This window comes from Streptomyces sp. NPDC015032 (assembly GCF_043080425.1).
In the GTDB taxonomy this organism is placed as follows: domain Bacteria; phylum Actinomycetota; class Actinomycetes; order Streptomycetales; family Streptomycetaceae; genus Streptomyces.
Genome location: NZ_JBIBVN010000037.1, coordinates 1 through 22517 on the forward strand (window position 1 = coordinate 1; position 22517 = coordinate 22517).

General features: G+C 68.5%; 19 protein-coding genes, 1 tRNA gene and 3 pseudogenes. 10 read left to right on the forward strand and 13 right to left on the reverse strand.

The annotated features are described in order from the left end of the window. Window positions 1-158 precede the first annotated feature (158 nt). Together ACF08M_RS33470 and dcd are read right to left on the reverse strand one after the other, a co-directional pair. Entirely contained in the window at window positions 159-671 is a 513-nt protein-coding gene (locus ACF08M_RS33470; RefSeq protein ID WP_392189030.1) for a phosphoribosyltransferase, read from the reverse strand. A 6-nt stretch (window positions 672-677) separates the two neighbouring features. Further along, window positions 678-1253 carry a dCTP deaminase gene (gene dcd / locus ACF08M_RS33475; RefSeq protein ID WP_072487843.1) on the reverse strand — a complete coding sequence of 192 codons (576 nt, stop codon included), beginning with the start codon at window positions 1251-1253 and terminating at the stop codon, window positions 678-680. Between the two features lie 467 nt (window positions 1254-1720). Between dcd and ACF08M_RS33480 the strand changes: the two genes are divergently transcribed. The 3 genes and pseudogenes from ACF08M_RS33480 to ACF08M_RS33490 form a co-directional block, all read left to right on the forward strand. Further along, window positions 1721-1794: transfer RNA gene (locus ACF08M_RS33480), tRNA-Gly, on the forward strand. Window positions 1795-2906: 1112 nt separating this feature from the next. Further along, window positions 2907-3067, forward strand: a pseudogene (locus ACF08M_RS33485) (helix-turn-helix domain-containing protein); the annotation flags it as partial. Then, a pseudogene (locus ACF08M_RS33490) lies at window positions 3062-3187 on the forward strand (IS481 family transposase); the annotation flags it as partial. The pseudogenes ACF08M_RS33485 and ACF08M_RS33490, both read left to right, overlap by 6 nt. Here the strand turns inward: ACF08M_RS33490 and ACF08M_RS33495 are convergent. Continuing rightward, window positions 3184-6402: an FG-GAP-like repeat-containing protein gene (locus tag ACF08M_RS33495; RefSeq protein ID WP_392189031.1), complete on the reverse strand. Its 3219-nt coding sequence runs from the start codon at window positions 6400-6402 to the stop codon at window positions 3184-3186. The pseudogene ACF08M_RS33490 and the gene ACF08M_RS33495 sit on opposite strands and share 4 nt — an antisense overlap. A 635-nt stretch (window positions 6403-7037) precedes the next feature. Between ACF08M_RS33495 and ACF08M_RS33500 the strand changes: the two are divergent. Next, window positions 7038-7550, forward strand: a pseudogene (locus ACF08M_RS33500) (nucleotidyl transferase AbiEii/AbiGii toxin family protein); the annotation flags it as partial. A gap of 821 nt (window positions 7551-8371) precedes the next feature. On the opposite strand, the gene ACF08M_RS33505 reads toward ACF08M_RS33500, so the two are convergent. From ACF08M_RS33505 to ACF08M_RS33530, 6 genes are all read right to left on the reverse strand, one after another. Beyond that, entirely contained in the window at window positions 8372-8992 is a 621-nt protein-coding gene (locus ACF08M_RS33505) for a response regulator (protein ID WP_392189032.1), read from the reverse strand. 46 nt (window positions 8993-9038) lie between these two features. Beyond that, window positions 9039-10139 (reverse strand): sensor histidine kinase, encoded by a 1101-nt coding sequence (locus ACF08M_RS33510; RefSeq protein ID WP_392189033.1) that lies wholly within the window; start codon window positions 10137-10139, stop codon window positions 9039-9041. A gap of 38 nt (window positions 10140-10177) precedes the next feature. After that, entirely contained in the window at window positions 10178-10615 is a 438-nt protein-coding gene (locus tag ACF08M_RS33515; RefSeq protein ID WP_392189034.1) for a hypothetical protein, read from the reverse strand. 455 nt (window positions 10616-11070) lie between these two features. Further along, window positions 11071-11364, reverse strand: coding sequence for a helix-turn-helix domain-containing protein (locus ACF08M_RS33520; protein WP_392189035.1), 294 nt, complete (start codon window positions 11362-11364; stop codon window positions 11071-11073). Then, window positions 11364-11954, reverse strand: a complete 591-nt coding sequence (locus ACF08M_RS33525; RefSeq protein WP_392189036.1) for a DUF2975 domain-containing protein — start codon at window positions 11952-11954, stop codon at window positions 11364-11366. The genes ACF08M_RS33520 and ACF08M_RS33525 overlap by 1 nt, the downstream gene beginning before the upstream one ends. Before the next feature lie 159 nt (window positions 11955-12113). Further along, on the reverse strand, window positions 12114-12290 hold the full coding sequence (locus tag ACF08M_RS33530) for a hypothetical protein (RefSeq protein WP_392189037.1): 177 nt from the start codon (window positions 12288-12290) through the stop codon (window positions 12114-12116). A gap of 224 nt (window positions 12291-12514) precedes the next feature. On the opposite strand from ACF08M_RS33530, the gene ACF08M_RS33535 reads away from it, so the two are divergent. Continuing rightward, on the forward strand, window positions 12515-12811 hold the full coding sequence (locus ACF08M_RS33535) for a hypothetical protein (protein ID WP_392189038.1): 297 nt from the start codon (window positions 12515-12517) through the stop codon (window positions 12809-12811). Window positions 12812-12961: 150 nt separating this feature from the next. Further along, window positions 12962-13393 carry an SRPBCC family protein gene (locus ACF08M_RS33540; RefSeq protein WP_392189039.1) on the forward strand — a complete coding sequence of 144 codons (432 nt, stop codon included), beginning with the start codon at window positions 12962-12964 and terminating at the stop codon, window positions 13391-13393. A 605-nt stretch (window positions 13394-13998) separates the two neighbouring features. Here the strand turns inward: ACF08M_RS33540 and ACF08M_RS33545 are convergent. From ACF08M_RS33545 to ACF08M_RS33555, 3 genes are all read right to left on the reverse strand, one after another. Next, window positions 13999-14598, reverse strand: a complete 600-nt coding sequence (locus tag ACF08M_RS33545) for a hypothetical protein (RefSeq protein WP_392189040.1) — start codon at window positions 14596-14598, stop codon at window positions 13999-14001. An 839-nt stretch (window positions 14599-15437) separates the two neighbouring features. Beyond that, window positions 15438-16568: a site-2 protease family protein gene (locus tag ACF08M_RS33550; protein ID WP_392189041.1), complete on the reverse strand. Its 1131-nt coding sequence runs from the start codon at window positions 16566-16568 to the stop codon at window positions 15438-15440. Between the two features lie 373 nt (window positions 16569-16941). Beyond that, entirely contained in the window at window positions 16942-17724 is a 783-nt protein-coding gene (locus ACF08M_RS33555) for a polysaccharide deacetylase family protein (protein WP_392189042.1), read from the reverse strand. Between the two features lie 137 nt (window positions 17725-17861). Between ACF08M_RS33555 and ACF08M_RS33560 the strand changes: the two genes are divergently transcribed. From ACF08M_RS33560 to ACF08M_RS33570, 3 genes are all read left to right on the forward strand, one after another. After that, on the forward strand, window positions 17862-18137 hold the full coding sequence (locus tag ACF08M_RS33560) for a hypothetical protein (protein ID WP_392189043.1): 276 nt from the start codon (window positions 17862-17864) through the stop codon (window positions 18135-18137). Between the two features lie 344 nt (window positions 18138-18481). Continuing rightward, window positions 18482-19765 (forward strand): LAETG motif-containing sortase-dependent surface protein, encoded by a 1284-nt coding sequence (locus ACF08M_RS33565; RefSeq protein ID WP_392189044.1) that lies wholly within the window; start codon window positions 18482-18484, stop codon window positions 19763-19765. 372 nt (window positions 19766-20137) lie between these two features. Then, the gene (locus ACF08M_RS33570; RefSeq protein WP_392189045.1) at window positions 20138-20497 is read left to right on the forward strand and encodes a hypothetical protein; all 360 of its coding nucleotides are present in this window, start codon (window positions 20138-20140) and stop codon (window positions 20495-20497) included. A 208-nt stretch (window positions 20498-20705) separates the two neighbouring features. On the opposite strand, the gene ACF08M_RS33575 is transcribed toward ACF08M_RS33570, so the two are convergent. After that, window positions 20706-21341 carry a TetR/AcrR family transcriptional regulator gene (locus tag ACF08M_RS33575; protein ID WP_392189046.1) on the reverse strand — a complete coding sequence of 212 codons (636 nt, stop codon included), beginning with the start codon at window positions 21339-21341 and terminating at the stop codon, window positions 20706-20708. 128 nt (window positions 21342-21469) lie between these two features. Here ACF08M_RS33575 and ACF08M_RS33580 point away from each other — a divergent pair, with 128 nt between their 5' ends. Then, complete coding sequence (locus tag ACF08M_RS33580) at window positions 21470-22408, forward strand: alpha/beta fold hydrolase (protein WP_392189047.1); 939 nt, start codon at window positions 21470-21472, stop codon at window positions 22406-22408. The last annotated feature ends 109 nt before the right edge of the window (window positions 22409-22517 follow it).

Sequence of the window (22517 nt, forward strand, 5' to 3'; positions counted from 1 at the left end):
AGCCGAGCAGTCGCGGCCCAGGGCGTCAAGGTCGTTCGTACAGTGGCGCGCTCCACCTTGACGCCCTGAACCACGACCGCTCCACGGTGTGTGGGCCGAAGGCGGACGGGATGGGAGCTGGGGCGAGTGGTGGGATGAGGCGGTGGGAAAAGCGCAGGTCAGTTGGCTTCTTTATTCACCTTGGGCGCTTCACCCAACTTGCGTACTGGAGACAAGACACTCCACGGGAAGTTGATCCAGCGATCGGTCTTCTTCCACACGTATTCGCACTTCACGAGCGAATGCGACTTCTCGTAGATGACCGCGCTGCGCACCTCGGCGACATGATCGATACAGAAATCACGCACCAGCTTCAGCGTCTTCCCGGTATCGGCGACGTCGTCGGCGATCAGGACCTTCTTGTCCGAGAAGTCGATGGCATTCGGCACGGGAGCCAGCATGACCGGCATTTCCAGGGTGGTGCCCACCCCGGTATAGAACTCCACATTCACGAGGTGAATGTTCTTGCAGTCCAGGGCATAGGCGAGCCCGCCCGCGACAAACACCCCGCCCCGCGCGATGCTCAGCACGACATCGGGCTCGAACCCGTCGTCGGCCACGGCCTGCGCCAGCTCACGCACGGCATGGCCGAATCCCTCGTACGTCAGGTTCTCTCGCCCATCAGCACTCATCCGGCATCACACCTGAGTCCGGTGGAAATTCATGAACGACCGCGACGCGGTCGGCCCGCGCTGGCCCTGGTACCGGGATCCGTACCGCTCGGAGCCGTACGGGAACTCCGAGGGCGAACTCAGCCGGAACATGCACAGCTGCCCGATCTTCATGCCCGGCCACAACTTGATCGGCAGCGTCGCGAGATTCGACAGCTCCAGGGTCACATGCCCGGAGAAACCGGGGTCGATGAACCCCGCGGTCGAATGCGTCACAAGGCCGAGCCGCCCGAGCGAGCTCTTTCCCTCCAGCCGCGACGCGAGATCATCGGGCAGTGAGATGACCTCGTACGTCGAAGCGAGCACGAACTCACCGGGATGCAGGATGAACGCCTCGTCCCCGTCGGGCTCGACCATCCGCGTCAGATCAGCCTGCTCGACGGCTGGATCAATATGTGGATAGCGGTGGTTCTCGAACACCCGGAAGTAACGGTCGAGCCGCACATCGATGCTCGAAGGCTGCACCATCGACGCGTCGAACGGATCAATGCGTACACGTCCGGCGTCGATCTCGGCCCGGATGTCCTTATCTGAGAGAAGCACGCCCCGAGGATACGCAGAACGCGCGGGCCCGCCCCAATCCGGGACCGCCCCGCGCGCCTGTCACCGCTCCTACCGCTGCTCGAACACCACCGGCACGGCATGCCGCAGCCGCGCACAACGAGGACAGCGAATGAGCCGCCCGGGACCGATCCGCCCGGCCCCGAGCTGCTGCATCGGGAACGAGGCGGTAGCGAAAACGTGCCCTTCGGCACAGCGGACGACGGTGCGCTCCATGGAGTCCATCAAGTCCCTTCCCCAACAAACCGTGGACGAAAAAGCCACATTAGGGGATGAACGGGACGCGACTCCAGGCGGCACTCCGACCACCCACGCTACGCCCCCAACTCCCGCCCACGGCACCCGCATCCACCCTCCCCCACAACAAAAAGGCCCCACGGCTCGAACGCCGGGGACCTGGCATGGGGTAGAGTGTGCAACGATGCGCAGCCGATCAAACGGAACGCTTCGCGGGTGTAGTTTAATGGTAGAACATGAGCTTCCCAAGCTCAGAGCGCGAGTTCGATTCTCGTCACCCGCTCCATAATGAAGGCCTTGGTCGAAGACCGGGGCCTTGTTTGTTGTCTAGACCATTTTTCATGACTCGCGCCATAGGCGGCCTTCCAGCCTGCATCAACGGCATGTACGACGCCACCGAGGGCCAAGGTCTAGCCCTTCAGGCCCACCTTCCAGGATCCAACCCACGTTGCGTGCGTCACGTACGCAGTGAGCAATCTGCGCCGCGCGATCAGCGGCGCGCAGTGCGTGAGGCGTACGCCTACGACGCTTGATCCGGCGGTTCCCCTGCCAGCCACACGTGGGTCTTCCAGCTCCGGGCGCCCTTCTTGGCCGTCACCTCGGCCCACTGGTCACGGACCTTCCCCCATGCCGTGGTTCCCAAGATCGTCTGGCAGAAAGACCTCATCGCGGCCTGCCATTCACCGTTGCCCGTGGGGTCTGTGACGTAGGAAATCGCGTCCGTGCAGTCGTCCGCCGCCTTCTTCACGTCCTCGCAGGCGTCCCGCCAGGCCCCGGCGATATCGTCTGCGTCCGACCTCGATCAGCCCCGGCCCGGCTGCGGATGAGCTGCTGCCGCATCGTCCTGGCCGAGGGTCGGCACGACGGCCTGGTCCGGTACCTCGATCGCAACCCTCTCGTCGGTCTGTGGCCCATACTGCGCGCGTTGGTCAGCCGTGATGTCCGTGAGGTGTCCAACTGCATCACGGACGCGCTCGGCAAGGGCCCGCACGGGCAGCTTCGGACTGATGAGAAGCGGTTCCGGAAAGTGCTCCGCGGGCTCGCATCGGCCCGCTCCGAGATCCACTGGAGGTTCAAGCGAACGACCACAGCCGCACAGGACTCAGATGCTCAGTGAGGGCGGTGGGCTGTCGGCCCCATCCGGTCCGTCGAGGCGTACGGCTGCATGGAAGTGGATGGCGTCCCGCGCATCTGGAACTCGACGGCGCCGCAGACCGACGAGACGACGTAGGGCCCACTGGACGTACGTCCGGCGGGCCCTACGCCTTGGTGCCCTAGCTGTTCTGCCCCGGGAGGTTGTGGACAGGTGAGCCAGATCTCGGCTGAGGCGTCTTGAACGGGTGAGGGCCTTCCGGGTTCGGTGTGGATTGCGACGTCTACACCGACCGAAAGGCCCTCGTGCCCCACCGTAATGCACCCCTGACCGAGACCGGACGGCTGCGCCTGGCCCGCTGCGTGGTCGAGGACGGCTGGCCCCTGCGCCGGGCCGCCGAGCGCTTCCAGGTCTCCCCGACCACGGCCAGGCGGGGGCCGACCGCTACCGCGTGCTGGGCGAGGCCGACAGACGCGCCGCCTACCCGGCCTGGCTGCACACCTACAATCACCACCGCGGACACACCGCACTCAAGGGTCAACCACCCGCCAGCCGCGTCCCTAACCTCCCGGGGCAGTACACCTAGCGCACGCTGGTGAAGCTCTTCCAGCCAGTGCCGATCTTGACACCGGAGCCGATGCCGCCGGTGCCGTTGCCGGCATAGCGATACAGGTCGCCGGTCATGGTGCGGCCGAGGATGTCGTCCTTGCCGTCGCCGGTGAGGTCGCCGATGCCGACGAAGTCGGCCATGCCACCCCAGCCGGAGCCGATCTTCGTGCCGGAGGAGATGGTGCCCTTGCCGGTGCCGTAGTAGCGGTAGAGGTCGCCGTTGGTGGTGCGGGCGACGACGTCGGCGTGCCTGTCGCCGTTGAGGTCACCCGCGCCGACGATGGTCAGGCCCTTCCAGCTGGTGCCTATCCGGCCGGTACGGGTGAAGCCGCCCGTCTTGGTGCCCGCGTACAGGTACAGGTCACCCGTCGCGGTCTGCCGGGCCACCAGATCCGGGATGCCGTCGTCGGTGAAGTCGCCCGCGTAGGTCAGGCCGTCGAAGGCATTCCAACCGCTGCCGATCTTCGTTTGCGAGGCGTCCGGGGTGACGACCTTGCCGCGCTCGGGGGAGTAGCGGTACAGGAAGCCGTCCTTGTCGGTGACCAGGGTGTCGTTGACGCCGTCGCCGTCCAGGTCGCCGAAGGGGACAACGGTGGAGGCGGTGGGCCAGGTGCCGCCGTCGGCTTTCGCCGACACCCTGCCGGTAGCGTTGCCCTGGTAGACGACCAGAGAGCCGTCGGTGCCGCGGGCGTAGAGATCCGGGTAGCCGTCGTCGCCGACATAGTCGCGGCGCACGGCGGCACCGCCGGTCACCGCGACCGTCCCGAGGACGGAAAGGTCGGCCTGGACACCGTCGGCGGGCTTCGCGGCCAGGGTCCAGGTGTAGGCCCCGCTCGGTACGTACTTGCCGGCCGCGTCCTTGCCGTCCCACGACGGCTCGACCAGTCCTCGGGCCTCCCCGCCGGTGAGCGTCCGTACCGTCTGCCCGGTCGCCTTGTTCGTCAGCGTCAGTGCCCACGACCCCGCAGGCTTCGACAGCCACCAGCGCGGCTTCCACGCACCGGCCTTGACGTCCATGGCGGGCGTGTCGGCGTCGATGACGGCGATCTGGGAGGCAGGGACGCCGGACGGGACGATCCGCACCCGGCGATCCGCACCCACGTACGCGACGTGCCCTCCGAAGCGGTCGACCGTCCAGCCGGAACGCCGCCCGGTCCGGTCACCGAGCTCGGCGACGGTGGCGACCACCCGCTGGGGCAGGTCGGCTTCCCCGCCGCCGGCCGGGAGTCCGCTGTGCAGGTCGACGAGGGTGAGGCCGGCCGCGTCCGAGCGGCGGACGAGATAGCCGTCGCCGAGGAGCGTCTCGTCGGGCCCGAGCTTCAGGTACTTCTTGGCCTGCCGGTCGTAGACGCCGGCGCCCTTGAAGTTGTGCCAGTAATCGCTGCACCGCCAGTACACCCAACGACCCACGGCCTGGAGGTCGCTGGGGACGCAGCCCGCGTCGAAGGACTCACCGACAGCACCCGTCGACAGGTTCTTCGCTTCCACCTGGGTGGGCACGCCCGAGCTGGTGTCGTCCCACCGGCCGAGGGCGCTCCACAGAGTGTTGCCCCAGACGGAGGCCGCGGCCGGCTCCCGCTTCAGGAGCACGTTCCCGGTGGCGTTGTCCTTGAAGTGAAGAACCGCCTGCTGTCCGCCCGAGGCCTGGTTCACGATGCCGAACCGGCCCGAGAGGTCCACGAGTTGCGGGCTGCTGAGTTCGGAGGTCACCCGCGGTCCCCACGGGGCGGCACCGTTCCGGTAGAGCATGGTGACGCCCTGCTCGGTCGCGGCCTTGCGTCCGTGATGCCCGTCGCCGCTCGCGAACATGGTCATGCAGTAGGTGCCTACTGTCGGGCTGCAGTCGTCGTCCCGGCCGGATGCGACGCCGTCGACGGTCGATTCAAGCTCCTCCGGACGGCCGGAGGTCTTCAGCCAGGTGCTCCGGTAGCCGCCGATGGTGGTGGCAGGGTCGTAGTGCTTCGAGTCGTCGGCTGTGGTGAGGATGCCGCTGCCCAGCGATATGCCGGCCGGCCTGGCTTCCCGGTCCTCGATGTCCGCCAGGCGCTTTCGGGTGATGGTGCCGTCCGCGGCGCGGGTGAAGAGATAGTACCCCCAGTCGAGTGCGCCGTAGGAGGTGTTCTCCTCCGCGCCGGCCACCAGGATCGAGCCGTCGGGCGTGCGGTGCACCGAGGGGGAGGCGACGGCCAGCAGGGAATTCCAGCTCCCCGAGGCGTCGCGCAGGACGAGGTGGTTGCCCCGGTACCCGCCGTCGTTGCCGGGGCTGGGCGGGGTCACGGTGACGAAGTCGTCGCCGAAGCGCCGTACGACGTCGTTGTACGAGGCCACATCCCGCAGGTCGACGGTGGTCGGCTCCGCGTCCAGGTCGTCACGGCGATACACCTGGGCGGCGTCGCCGGACGGGGCGCCGAGATGGAAGACGGTGTCGCCGTCGAAGGAGACGCTCTCGCCCCGCGTGGAGAGCGCCTTCACACTGCCGGTGGCGAGGTCGACGACCCACCACCCCTGAGACATCGTGGTGTCCTCCCACTTGATGCCGCGGACAGCGACGGACCGGGCGTCGCCCTCGCTGATGGAGAGATTCCACCCTTCCGGCAGACCCTCCAGTTTCCGGTCCCGCACCTCGCCGTCCTCCAGGCGCAGGAGGTGCAGGCTCGTAGCCTCCTTCTCGGTGCCGGTCCGGGTGATGACGGTGTCGCCGTAGGTCGCGACGTATGTCTGCCCCTCCGGGATCGGGACCGTGGTCGCCGGTCCGGCGTCTGCCCGCTGCTGGAGCGTCACGTGCGGAGTGGGGGAGTCCGCGTAGAGGGCGACGGTGTCGGAGCCATGGCCGAAGTCCGACGGGTACTGGGCGAAGCGGAACTCATCCACGTTGTAGGCGAGCGGCTCGCTCAGCCGGTGGTCGAGGGTGGTTGTCGCACCGGTGCCGTAGTCGATCCAGCGGAGGCGGTCGTCCCCCTCCTGGGCGGTGAGGAATCCGGTCTCGCCTGCATTCAGGACGATGGTGGCGCGGGGCACGAAGCGTGCGCCCGGGCTGATGACGACGGGATCGGCGGACGCGTCGCGGGTCTCGGCGACGGCCGCCCCCGCAGCGGTGCCGATCCCGGCGGTCACGGCAAGCGTGACGGTGAGAGCAATACGGCTGAGTACGCGCTGCTGGCGCGTGCTCCGTCTGTTCAGCGGACGAATCACGAAAGAAGCCCCTCCCCAAGGTATTCGACACAGGGGAGCGCCTGTGGAACCGCCACTCGTCCCCGCGCGAGAGGGCGACAGTACCAGGAGAGATCACCACACCGCAGCCATTTTCGAACCTGTTCAAGAGCTGATCGCAGCCCGTCCGCGTCGGTCCACTTGCTGGACCAGCAGCACGGGTCGGGGCGGGTCCAGTGCCTGGATCCGGGCCTTCTCGTCGGCACACAGGGCGACCGCCCTCCAGTCCTGCGTAATCCCGCGTGATCCAGATGGGGAGGGTGACGGGGTGCCGAGGAACCCTGCCGTCGCGGAACTGATCAAGCGGGCCTGCCAGGAACGTGGCTGGGGGCCTTCGGAGTCGGCACGTCCCCTTGGCCTCGCCGAACGCGGTGATCCGCGCCGCCCGCAGCGCCGGCACGCCCGGCGGTGGATCGAGGGCGAACGGACTCCCGGCCACTGGTGGCCCTACATCGCACAGGTGTTGAGGCTGGGCCCCGAGGCGATCAGCGTTCCGGAGCCGATGAAGGAGGGAGCAACCTGCTCCGCTTCCTGGGCTCCATTGCCCATCGGCCTGGCGAGGGCTTCGGCACAGATGCGCAAGCGGCGGCACGGCACGCCCACACCTGGCCGGCATCCTGGAGGACATCGCGACCGTCGTGCGCACCGGACTGGAGCAGCGCGGATGGCAGGTGGAATCCCTGGAGACAGATCCGCTGTCCGCACGTCTGATCGTCACCGATCCCGCCAGCCGTGACGAGTGCGAGGTCGACATCCTCAAGGAAACGCTCTGGCGGCCGCCGGTGCGCACCGAGCACGGCTTGGTGTTGTCCCTCGAAGATGTCGTTGGGACCAAGGTCCGCGCACTGGCCGACCGTGGACTCGCCAGGGACCTGATCGACGTGCAGGCCGCTGCGGACCGCTGGAGCCATGTCGAACTCGAAGAGCTCGGACGGCGCCACGCGCGCGACTCCTTCGACCTGAGCGAGCTGCAAGCCCGACTGGGCGGAGCCGACTGGATCGACGACACAGAATTCACCGCCTACGGGCTCGACGAACAAGCAATCACCGGGCTGCGGCAGTGGGCACAAGTATGGGGCGAGGACATCGGCGAACGGCTCCACGAGCTGGAAGCTCCGCCCGAAGACTGATGGCCGCATGGAGGCTGGACGCTCGGCAGGATGCGCATCGGGCCGATCAGACCGGCCATGCCCCATCCGTGCCCAGCGGAGCGGACAACAGCGGTCAGGGACGGCTCCCAGGGACCGTAGCCAACCATCCCGTCCAACGGGAAAGCACAGGTCAGAGCACCTTCGGTAGCCCGAGAACCGTTGATTCCCAAGCTCAGAGCGCGAGTTCGATTCTCGTCACCCGCTCTTGGCAGAGGGCCCAGGTCAGCGACCTGGGCTCTCTCTTGTCTAGACCTCTCTAGGCGTCACGCACCACCTCTGCACCACCTGACCCTTTCTGTTGCTGCTCGCGTGCTCTTTCTCGGGCGGTCTGCACCCTCCGGTCCAGCCCGCCGGCGACCTCTTTCTGCCGAGGGTGCTGGTGGTCATGGTCGGGCAGGTGGAGTCCGGCGTGGCGGGGGGAGCCGTCGGCGTGGACCAGGTCCCCAGGTCGACGCGCTGCTCACGGACCAGACCGAAACCGCCTACGCCCAGGCCCCTGACCATGCTGCGCTGGCCACCGCGAAGAATGCCGACGCCCTGCACGTGCCGCCTTGCGTCGTGAACGTCCGCGGCCGAATCCTCGCCGACGCCCTCTGCCTCGACGGTCTCCTGACCGGGGCCCGCACCCCCGACCTGGCCCCCGAGCCGCCCCCTGCGGACGATCCCGGCTTCGTCGTCCTGCCCCGCCGCCAGCAGGCCCCGCCCTGTTCTGGGGGTTCATCGGGCTGGGGCACGTCGTGCTGCCCATTCGAGTTGGCGGGTGCGGACAGTTACGGGGCCCCGGTCGTGGGTTTCCGGGGTCAGAGCCAGCCGCGTTCGTCGGCCGCCTGCACCGCCTCCATTCGGTTGCGTGTGCCGGTCTTGGCGATGGCGGACGACAGGTAGTTGCGGACTGTTCCCTCGGAGAGGTGGAGGGCGCTGGCGATGTCGGCCACGGAACCGCTCGTCCGGGCGGCCAGCAGGACGTCCCGTTCACGTGGAGTCAGCGGTGACTCGCCCGCGGCGAGGGTGGTGGCCGCGAGCTCCGGGTCGACGACGCGCTCTCCGCGCATCACGCGGCGGACGGCGTCGGCGAGCGCCTCGGGCGGCGCGTCCTTCACCACGAAGCCGACGGCACCAGCGGTCATGGCGCGCCGCAGGTAGCCCGCCCTGCCGAAGGTGGTGAGGACGACGATGCGGCACCGCGGCACCCGTGCGGTGAGCTCGGCCGCGGCGGCGAGTCCGTCGAGTCCGGGCATCTCGATGTCGAGCAGGGCGACGTCCGGGTCGTGGGCGAGGGCGGCGTCGACGACCTTGTCGCCGCGGTCGACGGCGGCGACGACCTCGAAGTCGTCCTCCAGGTCGAGCAGGGCGGACAGCGCGCTGCGGATCAGGTCCTGGTCGTCGGCGAGCAGCAGCCGGATGGTGCGTTGGGTCGTCATCGCGTCGTTTCTCCCTGTCTCGTTCCCGGTGCCCGGCGTCCGCCCCTCACAGCGCCACCCGCAACCGCCAGCCGCGCGGTGCGACCGGTCCGGCTTCCAAGACGCCGCCGGCCTCCGCCACTCGCTCTCGCAGCCCCACGAGTCCGTTCGCCGTTCCCCCGGTGCCGCCGCCTGCGCCGTCGTCCCGGATCTCCACGGCCGACGCGGTCAAGGTCACCTCGCACCGTGTGGCCCGCGCGTGCCGCACTACGTTCGTCAGCCCCTCCCGCACGACCCACCCGAACAGTTCCTGCTGTTCGGCCCCGACGGGGTCCGTCGTCAGCGGCAGCCGTGCCTCAACGCCTGCGGCTCGCAACAGCTCGCGTCCGCGCGCGAGTTCACCGGCAAGGGTCACCTCGCGGTACCCGGAGACTGCGGCCCGTACGTCGGCGAGGGTCTGCCGGGACAACTGCTCGACCTCAGTGATCTCGTCGATGGCGCGCTCCGACCCAGCGGCGGCGAGCTTGCGGGCGAGGCCGCTCTTGACGGTGATGACCGTGAGGGAGTGGCCGAGGAGGTCGTGCAGGTCCCTGGCGATCCGGTCCCGTTCTGTCTGCTGGGCGAGCCGGGCGACCTCGGCGCGGGCCTCGACGAGCGCCTGGTTCGACTGGGCGATCTCGGCGAACGCGGACACGGTCAGCGCGGTGAAGACGAGGGCGACGGCCTCAAGCCAGCCGGGGCCGCTGTGCCAGGGCCGCACCGCCCAGGGAACGACGACGGCGGCCACCGCCCCGGTGCCGATCAGGAGGGCGGCGTACCGGCGGCGGCGCAGCGCGGCAAAGGCGACGATCACTGTGCACAGGAAGAACGCGTACTCGTGGGCGAACGGTAGCGCGGCGACGAACAGCACGGTCAGCACGGCGAATGGCAGGACCGGGTGGCGCAGCGCTCCCCGGTCGGCGGCGAGCGTCCCCAGGACGTAGCAGACGCAGAACACGGTCACGACGGCGTACCCGGCGATCCGGGCACCACCCGTGCTGTACTGGGCGACACCGACCGCGGTGACGGCGGGGTAGGCCAGCATGCCGGCGGCGAGCAGTGTCCGCCGCCAGCCCCGGGACCAGCGCTGCGGATCACGGCTCACCGCCGGGGTGCCTGGCGCCTGCATGGCGGGCACGTTAACACCGCTCCCGAGCTGCGGTGTGCTCATCGGGACCGGAACAGGGCGCGTATCTCACGGCCGTTGACCGCGAGGACAACGCTGAGCAGGAGCAGTCCGCAGACGCTCTGCTCGATGCGGAGCCAGACGGGGAAGAGGCCGGGCAGCGCCACGATGACGGCGACGGCCGCCGTCATCACGGCCGTGACGATGCGCAGCCGAAGGAAGGCGCGGCGCGAGCCGCGCGCGGCGCCGACGGCGAAGGTGTAGGTGAGGGCCGCGCTCCCGGCGACGAGGACGGTGCGGGTCCACACCGCGTCGTCGACGACGTCCGCGTGGTCGCGGAGCAGGAAGACAGCGACGAGGGTCGCGACGCTGAGGGCGAGGTAACTGCCGACGAGACGCTTGACCGGGCGCAGAGCCTGTCCGATCAGCGTCGGGTTGGATGCGGATGTGGGCTCGGGTACTGCTGCGGGTGAGGCCATACCCCCGAGGGTCGGCCCTGGAGCCCTTGCTGCGGCAGTGAGCTGACCCATGACCCTCCCATGACATTTGTCAGAGTTCGCGAACGGCCTCCCCCGGCACCGCAGGCTCGGCGTCGAAGCGTGCGCACCGCCGCCTCCCGGTGGTGTCGGCGAGTACGGTCTCCGGCCGGTCCAGGCTCCGGCTCGCCGAGCGGGAGATCACCGAGGCCCTGATCGGGAACTACCGCACCGTGCTCAAGGACATCGACGCCGACGGCCCGGCCCGGGCAGCGTTGGCAAAGGCCACGGAGATGACCGCCGAGACCAGGAAGGCCCTTGAGGGGCTGGAGTCCCGGGGCTGGGCCTGCGGATGGGACGTTCCTGGGCGAGGACCCGTTGTGTGCCGTGGCCGGTGGTCGTGCGGCCTGCGTGGTCGGCCGTGGTGGCGGGTTGTCGTGGCGGGCTTTCGCGGGTGTTCAGCCGACGTGTCCGGCGCCGTTCTTCTCTCGGCTCACAGCGCTGTTCCCGTCGCTCTCGTCGTCCTCGTCGTCCTCGTCGTCCTCGTCGTCGGGGACCCAGCGCAGTACGTCGCCGGGCTGACAGCCGAGGGTGCGGCAGATCGCGTCGAGCGTCGTGAACCGCACCGCCTTGGCGCGCCCGTTCTTCAGCACGGCGACGTTGGCGGGGGTGATGCCGACGACGGCGGCGAACTCTCCGACCGACATGTTGCGTTTGCCAAGTTGCACGTCCAGGTTGACGACGATCGCCATCACACCACCTCGGCGATCTCGGTCTCCAGATCCGTCGCCTTGCGCAGCAGGCCGCGCATGATGACGATCAGCATGACGAATGCCGCCCCCACGCCGACGCTCGCCAGCGCGGCGAACAGGGCGCCGAGGACGGCCATGTTGTCGTCATCGGGGGTGGGGATCTCGGCCAGGGTCAGGTGCCCGGTGCCGCCGAGCGCCAACAGCGTCGCCACGGCCGAGGACCCGATGACGGTGTCGACCCAGCGGAAGGCCCTCGGGGTGAAAATCGCGCCGCGTCGGACCATGGTGAGCAGCATCCACACCGCGACGAGCGCGACTTGAACGCAGGCGACGCCGATGATCGCCACGGTCGCATAGGGCGCGGCGAACGAGGCGTATGGAGGGAAGCGGTCGACTTCATCGGCCGCTGTGGTGGGGATGACTACGAACTGACCGAAGAGGCCCACCGTGATCGCTGCGATGATACCGGCTCGGAGCGCGACGATGAAGAAGCGATTCATATATCGATATCGATCGAAAGTCAATCGATCTGCCTGGCTGTCCTGTGTTGTCCGTCTCGCCTGCCGCTCGCTAACGCGCTTGAACGTCAAGGGCGTTCGGCTGGAGTGAGCAGCCGCGTGGGGCCCTGGGCGGGTACGCCGGGGTCGTCGCGGGGGTACCGCCCGCCGTGTCACCGCGGCCGACCGGCACCATTGCGGACGATCAACCACCGCACGAACCCGCGCCACCGCAGCGGCGCCAGTGGCTTGTCACGCTGCCTTGGCCGGGTATTCGGTCCACTGGCGGATCGGGGAGTCGGGCGCGAAGTTGGTTTTCGGTTCAGCGCGGTTGTTGCGCCAGCGGATGTAGACGCTGAAGACCGTGAAGAAACCACCGAGGCAACGCCGTCCCGATGCACCGAGGCCCGGGTCGGCCAACCCGATCACGGGCAAGCAGACGCCCGGCGAGGACTACGCCGACCGGACGGGACGGCACGCGCGGGCGCAGCACACCGACCCCTGCTCGTCAGCTCCTGCCCCGTCCCCCGGGGCCCGCTCAGCGACCTGGGGCAACCGAGCTCCCCCGCAGCAGGGGCGGAAGCTGTGCCACAAACCTACGATGGCTCGGGAAGGCACCATCAAGTCGAGCCGGCGTTCCGGAGGAGGCCGCGATGGTGGAGCACTTTGTCTGGGTGACGACACGCCGCATCAAGCCGGGCGCGTTGGAGGAGTTCGAGAGGGCCTGGCGCCCGGACCCGTACCCGCGGGCGCTGCGCCGCGCCTACGCGTACTGGTCCGAGGACGGGCAAGAGATCACCGGGGTGTCGTTCTGGGACACCAAGGAAGCGTGCGACTCCTGGCGGGCCTCCGCGGCGGAGACGCAGCGGCGTGAGGCCATGGCCCCTTACATCGTCGAGGAGCGGGAAGGCTTCTACCGCGGCCGCGAACTCGGAGTCGGGCACGCCTGAAGCCGCCGCGGTCCTTCTGCCCGCGTCCCGGAACGCCGAGAACGGGCAGCGCAGGCCTGCGGACACCGGCTCCCGGCTGCCATCACTCCTCCGGGGGGAGACACTGGAGTCCTGGCCCCATAAACGGTGAACCGAGTTTTGAGGTGGCCTATGAGCACTCTCGAAGAACAGATCGACGTTGCTGTTCCGATCGCTGTGGCCTGGGAACACCTCCACAAGGTGGAGACGTATCCGCGATTCGTCGAAGGAGTACGCGAGGCTCGTTCGGAGGACGGGCACCGGGCGCGCCTGGACGTCGACGCGGGCGGCCGGGCTCAGGAGTTCGAAGCCGAGCTCACCGACCGCGGCAAGGAACACATGCTGGAGTGGCAGACCACGAGCGGTCCGGACCTGGCGGGAACCTTCTCACTGCTGCCCATCGACCGGGAGCACACCCGAGTCCAGGCCCGGATCGAGTACGACCCGGGCACCGTCAAGGAGGCGTTCGGCGGGCCGAAGGGGTTCGCCCAGGCGACCGCGATCGAACGGCTTGTACGGGACGACCTCGAGCACTTCAAGGAGTTGGTGGAACAGGAACGGTGAGGTGCCCCCACCGATCGGGGCTGGCCTCACGCTTCGCGAGAGCGTATGACGGTTGACGGCAGTGCGGTCCACGGCCGTCGCGCCCTGCAGCACGGCAAACTGCGGTCAGTGACGGTGCCCCGGGTGCCCCGCACGGGACGACCGGTCGGCGTCTGACCGCAGCTCTCTCTGAACTTGCCGGCCCGAGCACGGCACGACGGCATCGGGGAACGGCTCCAGGAGCTGGAGACTCCGCACGAAGACTGATGGCCTCACGGATGCCGACCGCTCGACAAGGATGCGGCTCGCGACAGGCTGCCCACCCCTCATTGCCGTGTCCCATCCGTGCCGTTCGGGGTGGACGACAGCGGTCAAGCACGGCGCGTAGAAGCCACAGGCCTCAGCAGCCCCAGGCCCATCCCACCCTCCCGCAGCCACGACCACCTGGACGCTGTCGCTGTGGAATCCATCCCCCGCCCACGCAGAACGCTCGGCTGGGAACTCCAGCCGAGCGTCTGACTGAACTACTGACAACAGCCGCTTGACCAGCGGGTTGCTACACCCTCTTGAATCCGCCACCGGGAGCGGGCCTGTGCCTCCGGCGTGGCCTCCAGGCTGCCGTCAGATCAGATCGTCGGTGTGTCATCGACGATCTCCTTGTGCGGTTCGACAATGAACTTCCAGCCCTCGCTGGGCTCCAGGAACCGCACTCGGGTCGGGTAGATGTCCATGGCGCGGCGGTCGCGGTTCTGGCTGTTCGTGTTCTTCCGCGCCCGGGCCGGCTCCTCGTACAGGTCGACCTTGACGTCCGGCACCGCGACGGCTTCCTCGCTCCAGCGCTGAACGACCCCCGCACCGAACGCGTCCCGCGCGGCGGAGTAGAGCGACTCCAGGGATTCCTTGTTCCCGCCGGGCACGAAGAGGGCAAGGTTCAGGAGGACGCCGGCACTCTGAAGAACCTCGATTTCCTCCCCCGCCTTGTCAGCAATCCAGATCCCACCCTCTTCAGCATTGTCCGGGAGGACGTGAATCTCCTCACCGAAAACCGTCCTCGCGGCGAAGGACCCTCCCTCGAAATTTTTGCCCGGCCCCGTAAGGAAAGCCGGGGCATAGCAGTCGAGAGGAAGGCCGCTCATCCCTGCCGAGACGAAGATACCGTCCTGGGAGCCCAAGCCCGAAACCTCTTCGGCCGTAAGACGTCGAGCCGTAACCTTCTCGGTATTCACGCCATTCCCCTTTTAATCGCGGCGTCCTGTGAATTCATTAAGACTCTACCACGAAAAGGATCAGCTACTTCCCATTACGCACGCCCTCGCGCCCACGGTGACACGGGCCAACCCTGCGAGCAATTCCACCCGGGAGAGCAGCTGACAACTCCTCCTGCATCACCGAGGAAACGCACCACCCGTAGAGAAATGAGGCGACACCCAAGAGGCGCCATCTTACTTCAGCACTGTTTTCAGCAACGACGTCAGTCGCCGAGGTGAAGTCGGCCAGATTTCCGGCGCGAGGGCTGCGCGAGCCAGGGACAACGCAATCAAATTGCGCATTCACAGTGCTCTATGTTCACACCAAGACAAAACGCCGAACTGCGCGCATCGAGCGACAACTACTATCGAATCAAAACCAGGTCGACTTTCCGATTTCAACGACATGCCGGCGACTGTGAACCACCATGTAAAGTTCTGCGATTACGAAGGTTGACAGCGGTCTCTGCCAGTTTCGAGATCACAATCTCAGCCCTGGTGTGCATTGTCTCCACCACCTCATGCGGCAGCTCCCGGTACCAGCCCGCACAGGTACGCCCTCCAAGGCATCGGCGATCTGACGCCGCCCCCCTCCCTGCGGCGCTCGCGCTGCTGCTGGAACGCCGGCACGTCCGCAAGGCGGACCACGCGGTGACTGCTGCCGGGCAGGTTCGTCGAGGGGACGTCCCCGGCTTCGAGCAGGCGGGCGACGAACGGCCAGGACAGGGCCCAGAAGCTCAGCGGTCCCAGCGGGCGACAACTCCTCCTGGCCGAAGGGGGGCACATCACCGACGACGCTGCGGGCCCGGGGCCGGGGCTCAGTCGGATCCTTGGCCCTCCAGTGTGTGCCGCTGGACCAGCCGTGAAATGTCCTTCGCGGTGACGATCCCCACCAGATGGGCCCCGTCCACGACGAGAATGCGCACGCCAGTACTCGGGCGGAGCTTGTCGAGAGCCTCACTCAGAAGATCAGTCGGGGCGGCAACCGCGCACTGTGCCAGCGGGATCGCCACCTCGCGCACGCGCAGCGCCTCCCGGCGCGCTCCCGGTATCCGGGCGAGCTTGCGTATCTGAACGATCCCGCTGGGACGGCCTTCGAAATCAAGCAGCGGCACGGCGGAATGGCGGGAGTTCGCTGCCACCTCGTCGATGAAATGCCGGATGGTCAGCCAGTCGGCGCCGGTGGTCACCGGGCTGGACATGGCATCGGCGACCTTGACGCCCCGCAGTGCTGTGTGGATCACGGCGCGCTGCCGTTCGGTTCCGGCGACGACCGTGATGAAGAGACCGACCAGGATGAGCCACAGCCCGCCCGGCACCCCGCGCAGGAAGGAGATCCAGCCGAGGGCCATCAGCAGCCCGCCCATGACCTGACCGCTTCGGGAGGCCGCCCGATCCGCACGTTCCCGGTCTCCGGTACGCCACCACAGCAGCGCCTGCACCACCCTCCCGCCGTCGAGCGGCGCAGCGGGAAGGAGGTTGAATGCGCCCAGGAAAAGGTTCGCCCAGCCGAGCCACACCAGAACGGCGGCGGGCACCGCCCAGCCGGGCATCGTGTGCAGCCCGATTCCCGCTCCGAGCGCGGCGCTTCCGATGGCCAGGCTGGTGAGCGGCCCGCTGATCGCCACTGCGAAAGCCACCGCGGCCGTCGGCGGTCGCCCCATCCGGGTCATCCCGCCCAGTGCCCACAGCGTCACATCCTGTACCGCGATCTTCTTCCTGCGGGCAGTCGCAGCGTGTGCCGTCTCGTGGAGCAGGAGACTGCCCATGAGCAGCACGGCCCCCACAGCACTGGCGAAGGTGTACACCGCACCCGGGCGCCCTGGTGTCCATGCGGGGAGGGTCTGGCGGCCAAGGCCGTACGCGAACAGGACCACCAGCAGCGGCATGCTCCAGTGCATCCGCAGTGGTACTCCGACAACTTGTCCGACACGGACCGAGCCGTTCATCGTCGTCTCCCGCCGGCTCGGTAACCGGCCCACGGCAGGACCTCACGACCTGACTCCGTGAACCGACTGACCGGCACGGCACCCACCCACCATTGTCGCTCCCGGAATCTCCCGCTGTCGGCCAGAACCCGGGACGCATTCCCTCCTCGGTTCCGTCGACTCCGTTCAGCACGTCGCTGCGCAGATTCAGCACGTCGCTGCGCAGATACGGTCGGGGAGGGTGCCGGATCTGGGCCCGCTCCACGCCGTCCAGCCGTTCTTGATCACCTGAGACCGGCCGGAAGTTGCGACGACCAACTTGGACGACCAACTTGTTCGTGCCTGTCTGCCGGTGCCGGGGGCGGGTCCTGATGTCAGTGCGGGCGGGCCTCACTCACCGCACGGGGAAGCCGAAGGAGTACCCCTGCTGCTTCAGCCAGGGCAGGATCTCGCGCAGGGCGGCCAAGGTCTGGGAGCGGTCTCCTCCCGCGTCGTGGAAGAGGACGGTCGGCCCGTTGGAGATCTCGCGCTTGACGGTGGCGACCATGGCGTCCACACCGGGACGCTCGAAGTCCTTGGAGTCGACGTTCCAGCCCAACGGTCGCATCCCCCGGGATGCGGCGAGCTGTCGGCTGTACGGGGTGAAAGCACCGCCCGGGGCCCGGTAGTACTGCGGCCGGACACCTCCGGATGCCTTGGTGATCATGCGTTCGGCGTCCAGGATCTGCTGGGACTGGTACGCCTCGGACTTGGAGTCCATGGCGGTGTCGTGCGAGATCGTGTGGTCGCACAGCCGGTGCCCGGCCGCCACGACGTCTTTGACCAGGTCCGGGTGTGCCTGGGCCTGCGTGCCCACCATGCAGAACGTGGCCTTCACACCGTTGTCCTTCAGCAGTTGCAGCACCTGCGGCGTCCAGACCGGGTCCGGTCCGTCGTCGATGGTGATGTTGACACCCCGGGCGCCGCGGTCCGAGGCGTGCGCGATGTCCGCCGCCACCTTGGCCACGGTCCGGTCCTGAGGCCGGGCGTCCGGCGATGAGACGCGCGCTTGCGGCTGCCGCCCTCCGGCGATGTCGGCCTGCGCGGTCCACACCGAGGCGGCAGCGGCCACTGCTGTCACCCCGAGTGCCGCCGCGAGAAGCCTGCCGTGCCGTCCCCTTTCCTTGTGCCTTGCCATGTCCGCCCACCCCTTTGCTGTCTCCGCCGACGCCGTGCACCCATGAAGACATACGAACGCCCACATGGGATCCCCCTGTTACCGATCGCAGACGAATCCGCAGGGGACCGGCGACAAACGCAGGAGCCCCGCGACAGATGAGGGCACACAACGGCAACGAGGACGGCAGAGCTGGCGGCACCCCCGCCCCGGCCCAGCCGCACGCCCCTGCCCAGCCGCACGCGGCGCAGATCGCCGCCGCGAAGGAGGCCGTACCGTCCCTGTTCGTCAACGCCCGCACCGACTCCTACCGGCTCGGTGGTCATGGGGCGGGGACGCGGTGCGTCGCGCGGCCTGTCAACGAACGGACGGCGACAGGGGGTTCGTACCGGAGGTCGTCGACCCGGCGGGAATCGCCGTGCTCATCGGCGTAGTCGAGGCCCCCTGAACGTTCTGCGCGTCCCCGACGGCCCCACCGTCACAGAGCCGGGAGCATCGGGGGTACGGCGGGTGAGCCTCGGCTCCCTCCGCCGGGGACGCGCAGAACACCGCACCCAGGACCCTGTGGCATTGATCACAGCGAAAGCACAGGCAGTGAATGCAACTGCACCCTTTCGCCTTTTCTGTCGGTCACGGTGCTGTGGTATGGGCCGGAAGAGGTGAAGAACTCGTGAGGGTCGGCCGTTGCTCCGGCCATACGATCACCTCAAGTCGCATCTGCGTGCCCCCACTCCGCCGCGACCCCTTCTTCTCTTTTTCCGGACGCCGAAGGGCTCTTGTGAAGATTCGCCCGATTCTTGCCACAGCCGTTGCCGCCGCAGTGACCATGCCTGCCCTCCTGCTGTCGGTCACCCCCGCGTTCGCCGACGACAAGCCGGCAGCGCAGACGCAGGACAAGCCGTCCATCGCGGAGCTGGAAAAGGCCGCCGCCGCCGCGAAGGCAGCGTACGACGACGCCGTGGAGGCCGAGAATGCCGCCAAGGCGGCTTTGAATGCCGTCCTGTCCGACACCAGTCCTCTGACCGTGGCCGCCAAGGCCGCCGAGGCCGCGGCGGCGGAGGCCGCCACCGCGAAGATGGCCGCCGACCAGGCGGTCCTCGACGCCCAGGCCGCGGTGGACGCCCTCCCGGAGACGGCCACCGAGGAGGAGAAGACCGCCGCCGCGGCCAAACTCACCGAAGCGAAGGCCGACGCCAGGACCGCCGACGAGGCCAAGACCGCCGCCGACGCCGAGGCCGTGAAAGCCCTCAACGCGCGAGACGACGAGCGGGTCGCCGCGGCCCGGAAACTGGACCGGGCTCAGAAGACCACCAAGGCGGCGCTCGCCGACAAGACCGCCGCCGACGAGGCGCTGGCCAAGGCGAAGGAGGAGGGCGGCGAGGACGGTGAGGACGGTGAGGACTGCGTCCCCGAGGCCAAGCTCACCACGGTCGTCACGGGTCTGCCGTCCACCGTCGTCGCCGGCACGAAGGTCAACTTCAATCTCCGGGTGACCAACGGCACCGACAGGACGATGGACGAGGTGCTTCCGTTCGCCTACGTCCACGCGACCGACCGGAGCGGGCTCAACACCATCGACGACCTGGTGCACCTGCAATGGTCCTCCGCCTCGTCCTCGAAGTGGAAGACCGTCGACAACAAGCACTACATGGACGCCATCAGCCCGTTGAAGGCCGGCACCCACGCCGACATCAAGATGCGCCTCACGATCGACGCCTCGGCCCCCGCGGGCAACGGCGTCACCTTCGTCGCCGGTGACTACTTCAACGACAACGGCACCTGCGGCGGGAACCCGGACCTCGATGGCTATGAGTTCCTGATCGCCGCCGCGGGCAGCAAGCCCGGCAAGGTCGACGACGCCAAGCCCGGCACGACCAGGCCGAACACCTCGGACCTCAAGGCGCAGAGCGGCGCGTCGGCCCGTCCGGTGAGCGGCAGCCTCGCTGCCACGGGCTCGTCCTCCGCGACGTCGCAGCTCGCCCTCGCGAGCGGCGCGGCCGTAGCGATCGGCGGGGGCGCGGTGTTCCTCGCACGCCGTCGCAAGGCCGGCTCCCACGCCTGACGCACGAGGTGGGGTGCCGACCGGGCACCCCACCCCACGCGTACCGAAAGGCCCTGGAAATCGTCCGCCGATGATGCGCGCATATACGGTGCTCCCTGGATCGCAGCAGGGCGGGCGCGAAAGACGGACGGTCCAGCAACCGGGGACGGACGCTTCCATGTCCGTGATCGAGGAACGGAGCTGAAATTGGGAACCTCATCGGCCCAGAACGGCGATCCCGGCCGGCCGGGATGTGTGATCGGCCTGTTCTGGATAGAGGAGGCCAGGGTGTGTCTGGGCGCGCCTCCGGCCGAAGAGGTCCCTGGAGTGTTCCTCTCCCCTACCGAGCTTTCAGTCACTGGCCCTGAACAACATGTCTGGGGCTGGGCGGATGTGACGGATCTTCAGGTTCTCGACGTGCCGGTGCGCCCGGCTGCCGTCCGATGGGCGACCCGGGTGACAACGGTCGCCGCGGCGGCCCTCGACGTCTGGGTTCCGGACAGTCCGCCGCAGATGACCGTGGTGGTGCATGCCCGGGACCAGCGCGTCGAGACGCCGGTCTCCTCCGCCGCGGACACCGCGTACACGCAGCGGGAAGTCGACCTCTCACTCGGTCTGCTCTCCCACTTCGTGCGGGGCAGCGCCTCGCCTTCGACCCTGACACAGTGGTGGGCGGAGAACCGGCCGACCGAAGTCCTGCGCTCGCGTCGCCGGGAGGCCGCTCTGGAAGGGTGGCTGGCTCCCCTGTGGTGAAAGCCCGCCACCGCACCAGTCCGCTGCTCTCCCCCCGTCACGCCTCCCGTCCCGAACCCCGTCCCGAATCCCGCCGGCGAAGTGCTGAGGCCCGAACCCGTCCGACGGGCTGGGCCAACGACGCCTGAGCCTTCTTCGATGCCCGGAATAATTCGAAATAATTCGAAGTCGCGTGCTGTGTGCGTGCCACACGTGCCGTAGCGGGGCGTCAGATTGACCCCGTCCTGGACACCGACGTCTCCGCGGTCGCGAAGATCCGGTCCAGGTGGTGGTGGAGTACCGCGATGGCCGACTCCGGATTCCGCTGACCCACGAGGATGCTGGTGCCCATGGCCGCCGCCATCGCGAGCAGACTGATCGCCTCCATGCGGGCGTCGGTGCCGGGATCGGTCAGACCTGCCGCCCGGGCATGTTCGAGGAGGCCGGTCAGAGCGTTCTCCGCGGCGTCGGGGTTGTCGATGAACGGCTGGGCGGCCAGCGCCTCGTCGGTCACGGACAGGATCGAGTAGGAGCTGTAGACGAGGTGGAAGGTGCGGCTCTCGTCATCGGTCGGGAGGGAGGCCAGCAGCAGCGCCTCGACGGTCGCGCGCGGGCCCGGGTCCGGACCCGCGGCGGCCAGGAGGGATCCCACCCGTGCGGTGAAGCCGTCGGTCAGGTACTGGAGCCCGTAGAAGAGGAGCTTCTCCTTGGTCTCGAAGTAGTACTGCACGAGCCGGAGTGACACGCCGGCCTCCGCAGCCACGTCGCGCATGCCAACGGCGTGCAGCCCCCGCCGCCCGGCGACCCGGATGAGCGCCTCGGCGATCTGTGCGCGCCTTTCCTCGTGATCCACGCGCTTCGGCATGTGCCGGTGTCTCCGCCCGTCGGTGGTGGATTCTCGGTCCGGGCTCCCCGGACCCCTTTTATGGTACTGCCGTATCAACATCGTGGTACGGTCGTACCACGAAAAACGGATCTTTCCGGAGGTACCTTGTGCCCGAGAACACGACCCGTGTGCGCCGCGACGTCGGCCGGTACGTCAACGACAAGCTCCGCGACCGCTACTTCGCCGCCAGCGACGTGCTCTACGCGATGGGGGCGCCCATCCGCTCCGAGACGGACGTCGAGACCAGCTTCGGCACTACGCACGTCTACCGGTACGGACCCGTGGACCCCGCAGCCGAATCCCGTACGCCGATCGTCCTGATCCACGGCGCGGGCTACTGCTCCGCCATGTGGTACCCCAACACCCCCGGGCTCAGCCTCGACCGCCCCGTATACGCCCTCGACACCCCCGGCGACGCGGGCCGCAGCGTCCACCGCGAGCCCATGTGGCAGCCCGAGCGCGCCGCCCAGTGGATGGACGAGGCCCTCGACGCACTCGGCCTCGACCGGGTCCACCTCGTCGGCTCCTCCTACGGTGGCTGGCTGGTGCTCAACCAGGCCCACCGCCGACCCGAACGGCTCGCCTCGGTCACCGCCCTCGACCCCGGCGGCCTGGAGAAGGTGGGTCTGCGCTTCTTCGCCTGGGTGTTCATCAGCCTGTTCGCCAGTTTTGCCCCCAAGGCGCTGCGTCCGCGCCTCGCCGCCTGGCTGGAGCAGCCGGTCATCGCCGTTCCCGAGCTGCGGAAGTGGGTCCAGGCCGGCGCCCGGGCGTTCCGGGTCCGCCGCCCCGCGCCCCTGCCGCTTGCCGAGGATGCGCTGCGGTCCATCCGGACCCCCGTCTACCTCATCATGGGCAAGCGCAGCCTGCTCGTACACCCGCAGCGACAGCTGGAGCGGGTACCGCGCCTCATTCCCAAAGCCCGCGCCGAGATCATCGCCGCGACGGGCCACGGACCGCAGATCGACCACCCCGACATGGTCAACGCCCGGATGCTCGGCTTCATGGAAGACATCGACTCCCTCGACCCCGCCGCGATCGACGCGTAGGGCCCACGGCCGGGGACACCAGCGCCGGGGTGGCGGCTGCGAACCCCTGGATGGCCGGGGCTGACGACCTTCGTCCGCACGAAGACCGACGTCCTCGCGGACGCCTGCC

Coding starts and splice junctions, on each gene's coding strand:
- ACF08M_RS33520 (WP_392189035.1), bottom strand. CDS start 11,364: ATGGCGATCGTCGTCAACCTGGACGTGCAACTTGGCAAACGCAACATG.
- ACF08M_RS33560 (WP_392189043.1), top strand. CDS start 17,862: ATGAGGGCACACAACGGCAACGAGGACGGCAGAGCTGGCGGCACCCCC.
- ACF08M_RS33505 (WP_392189032.1), bottom strand. CDS start 8,992: ATGACGACCCAACGCACCATCCGGCTGCTGCTCGCCGACGACCAGGAC.
- ACF08M_RS33510 (WP_392189033.1), bottom strand. CDS start 10,139: ATGCAGGCGCCAGGCACCCCGGCGGTGAGCCGTGATCCGCAGCGCTGG.
- ACF08M_RS33515 (WP_392189034.1), bottom strand. CDS start 10,615: ATGGCCTCACCCGCAGCAGTACCCGAGCCCACATCCGCATCCAACCCG.
- ACF08M_RS33555 (WP_392189042.1), bottom strand. CDS start 17,724: ATGGCAAGGCACAAGGAAAGGGGACGGCACGGCAGGCTTCTCGCGGCG.
- ACF08M_RS33575 (WP_392189046.1), bottom strand. CDS start 21,341: ATGCCGAAGCGCGTGGATCACGAGGAAAGGCGCGCACAGATCGCCGAG.
- ACF08M_RS33540 (WP_392189039.1), top strand. CDS start 12,962: ATGAGCACTCTCGAAGAACAGATCGACGTTGCTGTTCCGATCGCTGTG.
- ACF08M_RS33535 (WP_392189038.1), top strand. CDS start 12,515: ATGGTGGAGCACTTTGTCTGGGTGACGACACGCCGCATCAAGCCGGGC.
- ACF08M_RS33470 (WP_392189030.1), bottom strand. CDS start 671: ATGAGTGCTGATGGGCGAGAGAACCTGACGTACGAGGGATTCGGCCAT.
- ACF08M_RS33550 (WP_392189041.1), bottom strand. CDS start 16,568: ATGAACGGCTCGGTCCGTGTCGGACAAGTTGTCGGAGTACCACTGCGG.